Source organism: Sporosarcina sp. CAU 1771 (assembly GCF_054482775.1).
The window spans coordinates 22579-36195 of sequence record NZ_JBTLRN010000011.1; the positions used below are offsets into that span (position 1 = coordinate 22579).

11 protein-coding genes are annotated in these 13617 nt (G+C 38.0%); 5 read left to right on the top strand and 6 right to left on the bottom strand.

Going from position 1 to position 13617, the window contains the following annotated elements:
- The first annotated feature begins 25 nt into the window (after nucleotides 1–25).
- Nucleotides 26–433: a hypothetical protein gene (locus ACXYMX_RS09370; RefSeq protein WP_459043990.1), complete on the top strand. Its 408-nt coding sequence runs from the start codon at nucleotides 26–28 to the stop codon at nucleotides 431–433.
- 679 nt (nucleotides 434–1112) lie between these two features.
- Nucleotides 1113–1832: a MerR family transcriptional regulator gene (locus ACXYMX_RS09375; protein WP_459043991.1), complete on the top strand. Its 720-nt coding sequence runs from the start codon at nucleotides 1113–1115 to the stop codon at nucleotides 1830–1832.
- Nucleotides 1833–1838: 6 nt separating this feature from the next.
- On the opposite strand, the gene ACXYMX_RS09380 is transcribed toward ACXYMX_RS09375, so the two are convergent.
- Entirely contained in the window at nucleotides 1839–2534 is a 696-nt protein-coding gene (locus tag ACXYMX_RS09380; protein ID WP_459043992.1) for a CPBP family intramembrane glutamic endopeptidase, read from the bottom strand.
- A 135-nt stretch (nucleotides 2535–2669) separates the two neighbouring features.
- Between ACXYMX_RS09380 and ACXYMX_RS09385 the strand changes: the two genes are divergently transcribed.
- The gene (locus ACXYMX_RS09385; RefSeq protein ID WP_459043993.1) at nucleotides 2670–3461 is read left to right on the top strand and encodes an alpha/beta fold hydrolase; all 792 of its coding nucleotides are present in this window, start codon (nucleotides 2670–2672) and stop codon (nucleotides 3459–3461) included.
- Nucleotides 3462–3601: 140 nt separating this feature from the next.
- On the opposite strand, the gene ACXYMX_RS09390 is transcribed toward ACXYMX_RS09385, so the two are convergent.
- The 3 genes from ACXYMX_RS09390 to ACXYMX_RS09400 form a co-directional block, all read right to left on the bottom strand.
- On the bottom strand, nucleotides 3602–4093 hold the full coding sequence (locus ACXYMX_RS09390; protein ID WP_459044040.1) for a DUF3231 family protein: 492 nt from the start codon (nucleotides 4091–4093) through the stop codon (nucleotides 3602–3604).
- A gap of 214 nt (nucleotides 4094–4307) precedes the next feature.
- Nucleotides 4308–5642: a type I glutamate--ammonia ligase gene (gene glnA / locus ACXYMX_RS09395; protein ID WP_459043994.1), complete on the bottom strand. Its 1335-nt coding sequence runs from the start codon at nucleotides 5640–5642 to the stop codon at nucleotides 4308–4310.
- 153 nt (nucleotides 5643–5795) lie between these two features.
- A complete protein-coding gene (locus ACXYMX_RS09400) occupies nucleotides 5796–7205 on the bottom strand; it encodes a GGDEF domain-containing protein (RefSeq protein WP_459043995.1) in 1410 nt (469 codons plus the stop codon).
- A gap of 285 nt (nucleotides 7206–7490) precedes the next feature.
- On the opposite strand from ACXYMX_RS09400, the gene ACXYMX_RS09405 reads away from it, so the two are divergent.
- Complete coding sequence (locus ACXYMX_RS09405) at nucleotides 7491–8057, top strand: DUF4256 domain-containing protein (protein WP_459043996.1); 567 nt, start codon at nucleotides 7491–7493, stop codon at nucleotides 8055–8057.
- Nucleotides 8058–8105: 48 nt separating this feature from the next.
- Here the strand turns inward: ACXYMX_RS09405 and ACXYMX_RS09410 are convergent, their stop codons facing one another.
- Nucleotides 8106–9404: a DUF2254 domain-containing protein gene (locus ACXYMX_RS09410; RefSeq protein WP_459043997.1), complete on the bottom strand. Its 1299-nt coding sequence runs from the start codon at nucleotides 9402–9404 to the stop codon at nucleotides 8106–8108.
- A 183-nt stretch (nucleotides 9405–9587) separates the two neighbouring features.
- The gene (locus tag ACXYMX_RS09415) at nucleotides 9588–10421 is read right to left on the bottom strand and encodes a TetR/AcrR family transcriptional regulator (RefSeq protein ID WP_459043998.1); all 834 of its coding nucleotides are present in this window, start codon (nucleotides 10419–10421) and stop codon (nucleotides 9588–9590) included.
- A 97-nt stretch (nucleotides 10422–10518) separates the two neighbouring features.
- Between ACXYMX_RS09415 and ACXYMX_RS09420 the strand changes: the two genes are divergently transcribed.
- Nucleotides 10519–13605 carry an efflux RND transporter permease subunit gene (locus ACXYMX_RS09420; protein WP_459043999.1) on the top strand — a complete coding sequence of 1029 codons (3087 nt, stop codon included), beginning with the start codon at nucleotides 10519–10521 and terminating at the stop codon, nucleotides 13603–13605.
- The last annotated feature ends 12 nt before the right edge of the window (nucleotides 13606–13617 follow it).

Sequence of the window (13617 nt, forward strand, 5' to 3'; positions counted from 1 at the left end):
AGAGTTATTTTTGAGGGGGGCTTTTATGAAAAGGTTCTATTATTATTTGGGATGGACAATCGTTTTAGGGATTATTATTTATTCTGGTACTAAATATCAGTTCTTTTTGAAACAAGATTATATGAAAAATCTTAACGCAATGTCATTTGTTTTATTTTCATCAACATTTCCTATTGTTATTGGAATGCTACTCAGATTACCAAAACTTATACATGAAATTAAAGAGAATAGACAATGGACCTTTGATTGGGCTAAATTCATTGGGATTGGGTTGCCGTCTTTGTGTATTTTATCAATGTATGTATTAATATTTTATTTGCCTGAAAGTATACTGCCATTTATATCACAAGAGATTTTTCTTGGTAATCCGACAATCCAAACAATAGCTGGGGTTGTGTTTGGTTTTGTCTTTCTAGATAGTGTGAAAAAGTAATGAAGCGCCATTAAGCAATCCGGGTGCGATTGTGTCACAAGTATTTTATGCGGACACCTAGTTAATCGGAGTGGAAGCCGGCGACTCTGGGAGGATCAGCAAGACAGGTGAAACAACCAACGGGAGCAAAGCGAACGGGTTGGTCCACCACTTGCCCTCCAGAACGCGTCCGGCTGCAACGCAGATTAACGAGTTTAACCCTATTCCAGATTTGGGTGCGATTGCGGAATAGTAAAAGTAAACAGGGACCTTATGGTCTTTTTTATTGGGATAACTAAATGTAATATTATGTTTTAACACACAAATTAACAATGGTATTAACACTTACATTAGCAGAACTACAATAGAAATTGTAATCCCACTAATAGGCTTGTCAGTAAGGTGTTTAAAATAGGTGTGTTTCATTCACAAACGTTTACGCATAGGTGAAAAAGAAAGAGTCCAATTCATATGCGGATTTGGTACTTACTAGTGTGTTTAATTGATGTCTTATACCACTCAACTGAACGGGTTAATCAACTTGATAGGGTGTTTTTTCATTTGGAGATGTAACTACTAGATAAGAATTGAATTGTTGAAGTTCCTTCTACCTTTAATGCGGATACCTTCTTTCTGTTTTACACGACTCAAGGTATACTATTAGCAATATACCGAACATTATAAAAGTAGGGGGAATACAATGATATTTCTATCAACAGGGGAGTTGGCGAAGAATCTGAACGTGTCGGTCAGGACATTGCGTTATTATGACCAGATTGGCTTAGTGCAACCAACTGAAAGAGGAGCTGGCGGAAAGCGTCTTTATTCCGAAGATGATATTTTCACATTGGAGAAGGTTTTACTATTAAAGACGCTCTCCTTATCTTTAGAAGACAGCAAGAAAATCCTTCAGGAACAAACGTTGACGTCTATCCTGCATGCCCACAGAACTTCTTTAACTGAGGAACTCCAAGCACTGAATAAGTCGATACAACATACAACTTCATTGATTCATAGTATTGAACTGGAAGGCGAATTGAAGTGGCAAGATGTATTGGCGTTAGTCGTACAAAGTAAGTCAGAGCGCGATTGGGCTACTTACTTTACTGAGGAAGAGCAACATCTATTAGAAAAACAGCTGCCTTCATTGGAAAACGAGGATACTTCAACAAGGAAATGGATGAATTTGATTAAACGGATAGAGTTATGTATTGAAAGAGGTGCTTCTCCCCAATCGGAAGAAGCACAACTCATAATGGATGATATGAATATGCTTTCTGATGAAACATTCCAAGGAGACCGGCAGCTCATGGATAAGTTTTGGGAAGTACGAAAGTCTGAAAAAAGTTCTGCAGATCTTCAGTTGTATCCAATACGCGAAGAAATCATCTCATTCATTGAAGAATCATTGTCCGTCTAATTGTATTCATAAAGCAAAAGCCGTGAGTAATAGTGCGATTGCATTAAATAGCCCATGAATGATTATGCCTGGAATTATGGAACCTGTCTTTTCATACGTCCACGAAAAGAGTAATCCCGAAATAAGTGTGACTGGTAGTACATTATAATTAGGAATGTGAACAAGCATAAAAACAAAGGAACTTCCTAGCATACCACTAAGGAGTCCGAAATGACTTCTCAACCATCGATAAAGAAAACCACGGTAGAAGATTTCTTCATATATGGGTGAAATTATAGATGCTGAGGCAAATGCGATAATAAACGTAAGTGGAGAAAGATGATTTTGTACACTTTCGGTTTTGCTGTTTTCCACACCTACACCTACGAAAGACATCAAAGTAACTAAAAGAACACTCGCAATAATTAGTACAAAGGTCCAACCAATAATCTGTCTCCAGTAGGAACGAGGAAAAGGGACCCAGCCAACTTCGTTCCATTTTAGTTGCTTTGGCTTGAGGGCAATCAAATAAAGACCTACCATAAAAATAATGGACATAATGAAACCGGTCAAAGTACCAGAATATAAATCGTTCTGAAAGAGATGGGTAAGCCAGTCCATTAATAGATACTCGATGAAAAAGGGAACGAGCACTAAGACGAGAACTAATAGTTTCAAGAGTTCATTCTTATTCCAGGGTGAAGTCTTAAAAAAATCATGCATTGCAATTCCTCCTTATAGGATAATAATGTCATTGTATTGGATGACGTTACGTAACCTGCAAGAGAAACGTTCTATGAAAGAGTAAAACAGACACTTAAATACATAGATGATTAGTTTGAGGGAAGGGTGGAAATTTTGACGTTAGCTTATCAGGAATACGGGGATAGAGATGCTCCACTCCTCCTGTTTTTACATGGGGGCGGCGTTAGTAGTTGGATGTGGGACAGGCAAGTTCAACACTTTACCGATTATCATTGTGTGACCGTAGATTTACCAGAGCATGGGAAGAGTACCGGAAACGAACAATTTACAATAAAGGATAGTTCACTTCAGGTTATTAAGTTAATTGAGAAAGTAGCAAGCGGAAAAGTCATTACAGTAGTCGGTTTTTCCTTAGGTGCACAGGTACTTATTCAAATGGTAAGCACAAAGCCAGATCTGGTGGATTATGCATTTATTAACAGCGCATTAGTAAGGCCGACTCGAATAGGTAGGGTTTTTATAAACCCGTTGGTCAACATGTCCTATCCTTTAATTAAAAATAGGACGTTTTCTAAACTCCAAGCAAAAACACTTTATTTAGGAAAGGAACACTTTGAAAAATATTATACTGAAAGTTGTCAGATGAAACGGCATACCCTAGTAAGGATATTACAAGAAAACATGTCCTTTGAAATACCTAACGGATTCAGTGAGGCCAGTGGAAGTATAGTAGTTACTGTGGGAGAGAAGGAAAAAGGAATCATGAAAAATTCAGCACTTGATCTAGTGAAAGCGAACCCGAACTGTACGGGTGTAATTATTCCAGGAATTGGTCATGGAGTGTCGCTAGCCGAACCGGATTTATTTAATCGACTGATTAAAAAGTGGATGGATGAGAAGGAATTGCCTAAGGAATGTATGGCAATGCCAACATACAGCATGTAGAAAAAATATTAACAAACAAAAAAAATTCTGCCTTGGCAGAACTTTTTGATTTACTATTTCACTATTGAGAAGGAATAAGTGCTAGGCACACAAATTAGTACCTAGCACATTAAGTCGGAATTGCTTAGTTTATATCATTTTCAACTGTTCATTTGAAGTGGAGGGGGAATGATCCACCCTTTGTCTTTATTTAGCCTTAGTAATTTTAAGCCGAATAAAGCTCTTTCTACATGATATTTACCAAACATCATTGCAATATCTTCTCTAAGGCATTGTCCCATCATCATGCTGCAAGATACAAGACCTTGCCCTACGTTGATTGAAACAGCTGCGCTAATTTCTGGATCCATGAATCTTGCACCAGCGGGAATTTCTTCTGCATTTGCCTTCGGGCGACCGGGTAGGGAAGGCGGCGGAGTAATTCCATTGTCTTTCAATACTTTTTCAATTTCCTTCTTTTCAGACTCCATTATTTGAATTGCTTCCCCAAGGAGTTTAATGAGGTCTTTATCCTCCGCGTGATTGACAAACGCTTCGTATGCACTAATAAGTCCATTATTCGCGCCAATAAAACTCCAAGAACCGATTACTTCTCCATAATGTAGCGGATCCTTTTTTGAATTACCATCCATAATACCCAATAATAACACTCCTTTTCACATACTGTTTCGGTTGTAGTATGTGATGTACGGAGGTATTTATACTAAAACTTTTACAAATAAAATACAGTATGGACTCCACAATGTTTTGGCGTATTGATTACTTAAGGGAAGCGATTGTACGAAACTTATAGAAAGCTTCCGCAATTTTTTAATATGATTATTCTACGGTTCTACAATCTAATAATTAATAAATCTTCATATACTGTTCAATCTCCCACGGATGAACATTAATTCGGTAATTTTCCCATTCAACCATTTTCGTATTCATGAAGTTTGTGTAAATATGGTTTCCTAATGCCTCTTTAATCACTTCGTCTTCTCGGAGTGCAATGAGTGCATGATCGAGATCCGTTGGTAATGTCCCAATCCCGTATTCTTTTCGTTCTGAGGAGTCCATTTCATAAATATTTCGATTGACGGGTTTTGGTGGAGTTAATTCACGTTTAATCCCATCTAGCCCTGCTTTTAAAATAGTTGCCATTGCAAGGTACGGATTTGCAGCGGAATCGACAGAGCGAACTTCAATTCGAGTACTAATACCTCTAGATGCAGGAATTCGAATGAGTGGACTACGGTTTTGAGCGGACCATGCAACGTAGCAAGGTGCTTCGTATCCAGGAACTAGACGTTTGTAAGAATTGACAGTTGGGTTTGTGATGGCTGTAAAACCTTCAACATGTTCAAGCACACCTGCCATAAATTGATAAGCAGTTTTACTTAGTTTAAGTTCGCCGTCTTCATCAAAGAAAGCATTTTCTCCGTCCTTGAATAATGAAACGTTGCAATGCATACCCGATCCACTCACGCCAAACAATGGCTTAGGCATAAACGTAGCATGCAGTCCGTGCTTTCGAGCGATTGTTCGAACGACGAGTTTGAACGTTTGGATGTTGTCACACGCAGTTAATGCATCCGCATATTTAAAGTCAATTTCATGTTGACCAGGTGCTACTTCATGGTGAGAAGCTTCAATTTCAAAGCCCATTTCTTCAAGCTCTAACACGATGTCTCTTCGACAGTTTTCACCTAGATCCATCGGTGCTAAATCGAAGTATCCTCCGTCGTCATTCAAATTCATTGTCGGTTGGCCATTCTCATCAAGTTTAAATAAGAAGAATTCAGGTTCAGGTCCAAGGTTGAAGGAGTCAAAACCGAGCTCCTCCATTTCTTTCAGAATGCGCCTTAAATTTCCGCGTGGATCACCTGGAAACGGAGTTCCATTCGCAAGAGATACATCGCAAATGAATCTCGCAACTTTCCCTTTTCCAGCCGGCCATGGAAACACCATCCATGTATCTAGATTGGGGATTAAGTACATATCAGATTCTTCAATTCGAACAAAACCTTCTATAGATGAGCCATCAAACATCATTTTATTATCAAGTGCTTTATCAAGTTGGCTGATGGGAATTTCAACGTTCTTAATCATCCCTAATATGTCGGTAAACTGTAGACGGATAAATCTCACGTTTTCTTCTTTTACAAATTTTCGGATGTCCTCTTTTGTATAATTCCTCATCATGCCACTCTCCTTCTTAGTTCTTGCATCGTTATATAATAAAGTAAAAGTATGGAATAAATCAAGTTTAAATTAGTAGGAAAACAAATTTTATTCTGATTAGAATCTTGTTGGGATATTCCTTTGCTATGAATATACTTTATGTTTATCCTATTAACTCATCACGTAAACACGATTTTTCCCATTTCGTTTTGCCTGATACAACGCCATATCAGCCTCGTGGAATAAATCATTGAAAGAGATGATTTCTCCATTGCAGTTATCGGCAACACCCAGGCTAACAGAAACAGATAATGAAATAGCATCGATCTCAATTTCAAGTTTTCTAATCGCCTCTACTAATTGTTCGGCTTTCATTTTGGTTTGCTCCATCGATATACCTTTAAATATGATGGCAAACTCATCTCCTCCAAAACGTCCCATCAAATCGTCGTTCCGAATGTTGCGCTTGCATGTATTTGCTATCTCTTTTATGACATGATCCCCAAACATATGCCCATACGTATCATTTAGTATTTTTAGATTGTCTAAATCTAGAGCAATACAGCTAATTCTTTCACCCGTAGTCGAAGCTTTCTTAAGCATTTCATTCGTCGCGAGTTCCATATAACTTCGGTTGTACAGGCCGGTGAGATGGTCTCGGTTTGCACGTCGTTCAATTGCTGCGATGTCATGTTTTATTTCCAAACGCATGGCCGTCATCGTAATTTCTTGTTGCCGTAAGTCATCCAATATAGCGATGTAATCTCGCTGTGCTTCAAAGCCTAATTGTACATTACCCATCAATTCACAAACCTTGCATCGTTTTTCCAGAATTCCTTTGAGTAAATTGCGATCATTAAAACTCTCAGCCAATTCCTTAGCAGTAGTTAAGGAATCATAAGCTTCCATATATCTATTTACTTTTATTAAATACCGACTATATAAATCATATACTTGAGTTTTTTCACGAATAAAGGAATTCAAAATTGGATCATTGCGCAAATCCTCGACGAGAGAAGCAGACAAATCGATTTCATCCATACCAATATAGGCGTTAGCAATGTTTAACTTGACCCTTAATTCTAAAATTGGTGTTTTGGGTTTATGCAGTTTTGCCATTTCTAAGCCTTTTTCTGCATATTCCAATGCTTTCTCAAAGTATTCCTCAGTCGCTAGAATCGAACTGTAATTACTATAAGCATTACTGACAATATTATACTTTCCAATCGATAGCCCTAACTCAATTGCTTGCTGTAAGGTTGCTTTAGCTTTGACGTAATCTTTATTATGTTCATGAAGAAGGAATAAGATATTAAAACCATTCAATTGATCGGCTGAATCCCCATGTTCCGAACAGTAGTCAAGATACTCATCAATATTGAAAAATGCTTCTTCAATTTCTCCAATGCAATAATAGGAAGCTGCTTTGTTGATAAGCGCTGTGAATATCGATTTGTAATCATTTGAGGAACGACCTTTCTCCAATAATTGAAAACAAGCCTCTATCGTATCTTTGTATTTCCCTTCTACTCGTAACTTAGAAACTTCTTGTTGCAATGAAATTAGATTCACTGATTCCATAGTCCTACCCCCATTTATGAATGATGGAGCCAATTAATAAAAATGAACCAAAGAGTTGCTAGTATATATCTACCACTATAATAACATGCAAAGTTGAATTTGCGGTTGGAAAAATTGGAATTCTATAGGTTGTTTCCGAATTAAAAAGGATTCTCTAGAATATGTAAGGTTGATTGTGCGAATGCGGATATCTGTACCGTACTTCAAAATCAATTTATTCAACCCTTTTCTGTAGTATAATGAGGGAAGAATTCATCGAAGAAAAAAGTTGTGGGAGGAATAAATATGACGAATCCAAATCAAAAATTAACACAGGAACAGAGCCAGGAATTATTTAGTATATTGAAAACCCGATTTGAGAAGAACAAGCATCGCCATCCCGAACTAGACTGGGCAAATGTTCAATCCAAATTAGAAGCGAATCCTAAGAAAGTAAGTTCGCTTCATGAAATGGAAAGAACCGGAGGGGAACCGGATGTTGTAGCATATGACAACGAGAAAGATGAATATACTTTTTTTGATTGTTCCGCGGAAAGTCCTCTCGGGCGCAGAAGTGTTTGTTACGACCAGGAAGCTTTAGAATCTCGTAAGAAAAATAAACCGGAGAATAGTGCATGGGGTATGGCGAAGGAAATGGGGATTGAGTTGTTAACTGAAGATCAATACCGTTTACTCCAAGGCCTTGGGGATTTTGATAAGAAAACGTCGAGTTGGATTCAAACGCCACCAGCTATACGGAAACTAAAGGGTGCTCTATTTTGTGATTATCGATACGAGACGGTTTTCGTCTATCATAACGGAGCGGATTCCTATTATGCAGCTAGGGGTTTCAGGGGCTCATTAACAATTTAAGCCCCTGTCACATTGAATAGAAATAACTAATACATTGTCTTGTTCCGATTAAATGGTGGAAAGTGCATAAATTGCGCGTCGTTTCCTTTCAAGCTTATCCTTATCCATTGGTTCTAGGACAGCATGTTCGAAACGATTCCAAATGTATTCGACCATTTGTTGGACATCCTTTCTTTTTTCTAAAGAAGTAGAATTACTGCTTGCAATATACAACAGCATATCCAACATGGCGCTAAGTACATTGACATCTTCTTTACCGTAAAAGCTAATTTGACTTAAAGCTGAATAAAAATAATCTTTCGTTTGCGGTCGAGTAACAACCAAACATGGCGTGTTTTCGTCAGAATATGTAACGGAAACACCTCCTGATAAATGAGATGCTTGTTGCAAAACCTCACCTAATGAATGAATGCATCTGATAGCGGTATTCGGATCATTAATGCCTGGAGATAGCGCGCGAATGGCTATTTCAGCAATCGTTTCTATGCCATATTCGATGTCTTGCAGGATGGAGCGTTCCTCACCTAATGTGAAATAAGAAGAAACGTTAAAGTGAGGTAGCTCTCCATTATGATAAATTGAAATCAGATACGATTGTGTGCCTGCAAATGTACCAACAGGTGTTATTATTTCGACCACGACTTCTTGATGGGCTGCCCATTCAGCTAGTTTTCCGTAATCTATATATCTTACATAACCGAAAGAAGGACTCTGAATTTCAGTTGCCTGCGAATACTTCTGTGTATAGGAAGGTTTTTTCTCTACCCATAAAACAGCATTGGAATCAGTTTCTTTCTTTTCTTGTTCAATAGTACGAAGGACGTCTTCGACCAACTCGCGGATAAGCCGACTTACTTGGACGGAATTTCCGACGTTATGAATAAAATATGCGAAAAATGCAAGACAAATAACCGCTAAAATTACGCTAACAGAGGCGGAAATTACTTCGTGTGAGATCGGTTGTTTGCGCATGAAAAGTAAGGATAATATCGAATAAACGAATCCACCCATGAAAATACCAAGTACTCGTTGTGTAGTGGGGGAATTCAAGAAGTTTTGAAGTGTCCTTGGTGAGAACTGGGAAGAGTACAAAGTCAAAACGACCATTATTGTCGAAAATGTTAAAGTCGTCATAGTTAAAAGAGCGCCTGAAATGGTTGCTAGAATCGTTTGAGCCAAATCTACAGATGTTCGAAAATAACTCGGAATAAAAGAGATGACTTCTTTATTAAAAGTTGTATCTATTAATACAGTAACTAATGCGAGAAGGGTAGCAAGAAGTGCATAAACACTTGGTACAAACCAAATACTCTCATGTATTTTCGCGAAAAATCTTCTGACCATCATTGCAACAATCCTCTCGACCTTAAAATGGCTTCGGTTTTATTAATAGAATACCCAATTACCAATATACAAAACAAACTCCCACATGAACTTTAGTGTGGGAGTTTATTTTACGATAGAATAGTCTGGGGCAATAAAATGGAAATCTACTTCATGTTTAAAAGGTGACAGTATGAATCATCTGTATTAAAATCCGAAATATCCTCTTAGTAGAAAGGAGGCCCATTTACACTGTGGATGGGGTTGGATGTTTTCGATTAATCCTTTAACGAGGGCAGGGCTTAATGTAGGCTCCAGTAACTCCTGTGTAAGTAAAAGCAATGATTCCTTTTCAATCGATTCTTCAATGTCTTTTATGCATTGTTCAAGTTCTTCCAGAATTTGTTCCTTAGTGACTTCATTACACGTAGATTGATGAATCTGTTGTACCAGTTCATCTGAAACAAAGGGCACTGTAATTGTTTTTGCAAGTATCTCCGTTTTTTCAGTAAGGGAACGAGCAAGCAAATCAATATCTAATGGCGTGTTATGAAAGATGAAAAACTCCGAATAGATTTTCAAAAATCCTTTAATACAAAAAGCCAAATCGTATCTTGTCTGTTTAACAGCATCTCCATACAGTCGATCTACCATTGATAAAATCGTATTCTCCATAATTTGATCGTAAGTTCGCATTTTTAAAATGAAGTCATTATTGAATGATTGCATTTGTTCTTTGAGGAGAACGATTGCAAAGTCAGAGTGCTTGCTAAAGGACTCGAAAACAGAAAAGTAAAATGTATAGAGGAGTTCGTCATTGTTTTTTGTGTTTTTGACCAAGTAGTCAATGTTGGATGTAAACTGCTTTGTAAAGTGATCTATTATAGCCAAAATCAATTCGTCTTTCGACTTGAAGGATAAGTAGAAGGCTCCTTTAGAAATCCCACAGTTATCAGTTATTTGTTGGACGGAAGTAGCTTCAAAACCTTGTTTTGCAAAGAGTTCAAGTGCTTTTTCCATAATCAGTTGTTTTTTTAACATATCTTAATCCCTCCTGGTCTAATCGTTGACAATTGACCACCTAGTCATTATTATGGGTAAATGAGTTGTTAAAGTCAATCGGGGAGAAGGTGTAGATTTGAAAGGTTTGGTCAATTTTGTTCTTAAAAATAAATTAGCAGTATGGTTATTGACGATTATTATCGTGGTATCTGGAATTTACTCAGGTACACAAATGAAAACAGAAACACTTCCAGATATTTCAATCCCATACTTAATGGTAATGGATATTTATCCAGGAGCTACTCCTGAGCAAGTGATGAAGGATGTTTCAATCCCGTTAGAAAAAGCGGTGGATAATCTTGAGCATGTTAAAGTTGTATACTCTAATTCATATTCTAACATGGCAAACATTCAAATAGAATATGAATATGGTATTGATATGGACGAGGCAAAGCGCAACTTAACATCTGCGCTTGATGGGGTGACATTACCTGAAGGTGCACAAAAACCGTCCATTACAGCGATTAGCTTAAATATGATGCCGGTTGTTGCGTTAAGTGTAAGTAGTGAGACTGAGGATGTTGTAGATTTAACGTCAACCGTTGTGGATATTCTTCTTCCAAAGATTGAGAAGATTGATGGTGTGGCATCTGCGACGATAACAGGGCAGCATATTGAAGAAGTGGAACTTACGTACAACGAAGAAAAGATGGCAGAACTAGGCATTACAGAGGAATCGGTTAAACAAATGATTCAGGCTAGTGACTTGGCGGTGTCCTTGGGACTTTATGAGTTTGATGAAGGTGAACAGGCCGTTGCTGTAGACGGGAAATTTATGTCCATCGAAGATTTAAAGGGGATGCTAATTCCGGTCACACCATCTGAAGCCAATCCTTCACCTTTCGTGAAGTTAGGTGATGTTGCGACGATAGAATTAGTAGGTAAAGTACAGTCCGTTTCACGTACAAATGGTGAAACTGCGATAGCGATTCAAGTAATAAAAGGACAACAGGCAAATACAGTTGATGTTGTAGATGCAGTGAAAGCATTAATAGAGGAAGAAGAGAAAGCAATCGACGGCCTAGTAGTGGATATTTCACTTGATCAGGGTGCGCCAATTGAAAAGTCTGTTTCTACAATGATTGAAAAAGCATTATTTGGTGGCTTAATCGCAATACTAATCATCTTATTGTTTTTACGTGATTTCAAATCAACTATTATTTCGATCATTTCGATTCCAGTCTCCATATTCATGGCGTTGTTGTTATTGAATTGGTTAGGTATTACGTTGAATATCATGACTCTAGGTGCAATTACAGTTGCGATTGGTCGAGTGATTGATGACTCGATAGTTGTTGTGGAAAATATTTACCGACGCTTGCATTTGAAAACAGAGAAATTATCAGGACGTGCGCTCGTACGAGAAGCGACGATTGAAATGTTCAAACCGATTATGTCTTCAACATTAGTAACGGTTGCTGTTTTTGCGCCGCTTATTTTCGTAGGTGGTATGGTTGGTGAATTGTTTATGCCGTTTGCACTAACGATGACGTTTGCTCTAGGAGCTTCGTTAATCGTTGCGATTACAATTGTTCCAGCGCTATCACATTACTTATTTAAGAAAAAGTTGTATAGCGAGAAAAAAGAGAGTCATCATAAAGAAGTCGGCAAAATGGCTACTAAATACAAAGGCATTCTTAGTTGGACATTGAACCATAAATGGATCACTTCTATTATTTCTATAGTCTTACTGGCTGGTAGTATAGCGTTAATGCCTTTAATCGGCTTTAGTTTTCTAGGTAGTGAAGAAGAAAAAGTGATGTACCTAACATATACACCGGAAACGGGAGAGTTAATGGAAGATACATTAGCTAATATTGAAGAAGTAGAAAAAGAACTTTTGAAACGTGAGGACATAGATATTGTTCAACTGTCCGTAACCGATGCAGGAGATCCAATGACTGCAATGATGGGCGGCGGCTCAAATGGTGCACTTATGTACCTTATCTTTGATCCGGATATGAAAGACTTTCCGGAAGCTCGTACAGAAGTTGAGGAATATGTATTTAATACAGATCAGTCAGGGGAATGGAAAAGCCAAAACTTTGGCATGATGGACATGTCTAGCAACGAAGTCAGCTATACATTCTATAGTGAGAGTCTCGAAAAACTAAATGGAGCTGTCGTGCTGGTAGAAGATGTGATGACTGAGAATAATCGTCTAGAAGATGTTTCATCGACTTCAAAAGACGCATATGTTGAATATAAATTCAAAGTCGAACAAGACGAACTACTACAGTATGGATTAACAACAGGTCAAATTGTCATGATGTTGAATCCTGTTCGAACACAAGATGTGCTTACAACGGTCGAGAATGATGGGAATAGTATAGAGGTGGTTGTGCAGCAAGAAGAGGCGGAACAACCAAAATCCATCGATGATTTATTAGCTACAGAAATACCGACAGCTCTTGGAACGTCGATGAAACTTTCTGAGCTAGTAACGGTTGAGGAAGGGACTACGCTTAATGAACTTGCTAGAAGTAAGGGAGAGTATTTCGCTACAGTTTCTGGAACGATACTAGATGCGGACATTTCAAAAGCAACGTCCGAAGTAGATAAAGCAATTGATAAATTGGAATTACCAAAAGGGGTTACAATCGATGTTGCTGGTGTTGCGGCGGATATGGAGGAAACCTTTACCCAATTGATTATTGCAATGTTAGCAGCGATTGCGATTGTGTACTTCATTTTAGTAGTCACATTCCGTGAAGGTGTCGCACCATTTGCGATCCTTGTTTCATTGCCGTTCGCAGTTATTGGTTCATTCGTTGGTCTTTTGATTGCAGGTGAAACAATCTCTGTTTCTGTAATGATGGGACTGCTTATGTTAATCGGTATCGTTGTAACGAATGCAATTGTACTCGTAGATCGTATTGTTCGTATGGAACGTAATGGTATGAAAATGCGTGATGCAATTCTTGAGGCAGGTGTAACGAGGTTACGACCGATACTTATGACTGCAATTGCAACAATTGGTGCACTTGTTCCGTTAGCAATGGGAACTGGTGGAGGTGGCGGTTTAATCTCCAAAGGTTTAGGGATTACGGTAATTGGTGGATTGGTAAGTTCAACATTACTGACACTAATTGTTGTACCAATTGTTTATGAATTGTTATCCAAACTCTTTAAGAAAAATCGTTTAGATATAGAAGAAGATTGAGTGAACAGCCCT

Bases quoted from the DNA above. Each gene is read 5' to 3' on its own strand.
- ACXYMX_RS09370 (WP_459043990.1), top strand. From the start codon at position 26: ATGAAAAGGTTCTATTATTATTTGGGATGGACAATCGTTTTAGGGATT.
- ACXYMX_RS09415 (WP_459043998.1), bottom strand. From the start codon at position 10,421: ATGTTAAAAAAACAACTGATTATGGAAAAAGCACTTGAACTCTTTGCA.
- ACXYMX_RS09375 (WP_459043991.1), top strand. From the start codon at position 1,113: ATGATATTTCTATCAACAGGGGAGTTGGCGAAGAATCTGAACGTGTCG.
- ACXYMX_RS09390 (WP_459044040.1), bottom strand. From the start codon at position 4,093: ATGGATGGTAATTCAAAAAAGGATCCGCTACATTATGGAGAAGTAATC.
- glnA (WP_459043994.1), bottom strand. From the start codon at position 5,642: ATGAGGAATTATACAAAAGAGGACATCCGAAAATTTGTAAAAGAAGAA.
- ACXYMX_RS09410 (WP_459043997.1), bottom strand. From the start codon at position 9,404: ATGATGGTCAGAAGATTTTTCGCGAAAATACATGAGAGTATTTGGTTT.
- ACXYMX_RS09400 (WP_459043995.1), bottom strand. From the start codon at position 7,205: ATGGAATCAGTGAATCTAATTTCATTGCAACAAGAAGTTTCTAAGTTA.
- ACXYMX_RS09405 (WP_459043996.1), top strand. From the start codon at position 7,491: ATGACGAATCCAAATCAAAAATTAACACAGGAACAGAGCCAGGAATTA.
- ACXYMX_RS09380 (WP_459043992.1), bottom strand. From the start codon at position 2,534: ATGCATGATTTTTTTAAGACTTCACCCTGGAATAAGAATGAACTCTTG.